The following is a 520-nucleotide window of genomic DNA, read 5'->3' as shown; positions in this document are numbered from 1 at the left end:
GTATGGCGGTATAGCTTAGTTGGCTAGAGCGTTCGGTTCATACCCGAAAGGTCATAGGTTCGACTCCTATTACCGCTACTAAAATTTAATGTGGGCCATTAGCTCAGTTGGTTAGAGCGCCCGGCTCATAACCGGTAGGTCTGGGGTTCGAGTCCCTGATGGCCCACCACATTAAATTAAGCAAATAGCTTCGAGGTGTAGCGCAGTTTGGTAGCGCACATGGTTTGGGACCATGGGGCCGGGGGTTCGAGTCCCTTCACCTCGACCAATTAAGGTGGGTATAGCTCAGTTGGTTAGAGCGCCAGATTGTGGCTCTGGAGGTCGTGAGTTCGACTCTCATTATCCACCCCAACTAATATGGTCTATTAGCTCAGTCGGTAGAGCACCTGACTTTTAATCAGGGTGTCCCGCGTTCGAGTCGCGGATAGATCACCAAAAGGCGGCGACATAGCCAAGTGGTAAGGCAGTGGACTGCAACTCCTTGATCCCCAGTTCGAATCTGGGTGTCGCCTCCAATGTA

General features: G+C 51.7%; 6 tRNA genes. All 6 read left to right on the top strand.

The features are described from left to right. Nucleotides 1-4: 4 nt before the first annotated feature. Nucleotides 5-78 (top strand) — tRNA-Met (locus Q3287_RS19470). Between the two features lie 14 nt (nt 79-92). After that, nucleotides 93-169 (top strand) — tRNA-Ile (locus Q3287_RS19465). A 22-nt stretch (nt 170-191) separates the two neighbouring features. Next, a tRNA-Pro gene (locus Q3287_RS19460) sits at nt 192-268 on the top strand. Nucleotides 269-274: 6 nt separating this feature from the next. Beyond that, a tRNA-His gene (locus tag Q3287_RS19455) sits at nt 275-351 on the top strand. An 8-nt stretch (nt 352-359) separates the two neighbouring features. Beyond that, nucleotides 360-435, top strand: a tRNA-Lys gene (locus Q3287_RS19450). A gap of 6 nt (nt 436-441) precedes the next feature. Then, nucleotides 442-515, top strand: a tRNA-Cys gene (locus Q3287_RS19445). Nucleotides 516-520 lie beyond the last annotated feature (5 nt).

Source organism: Clostridioides sp. GD02404 (assembly GCF_045898275.1).
GTDB classification, from domain to species: Bacteria; Bacillota; Clostridia; order Peptostreptococcales; family Peptostreptococcaceae; genus Clostridioides; species Clostridioides difficile_A.
The sequence above is the reverse complement of the archived record's forward strand: the minus strand, read 5'-3'. Positions and strand labels throughout refer to the sequence as shown.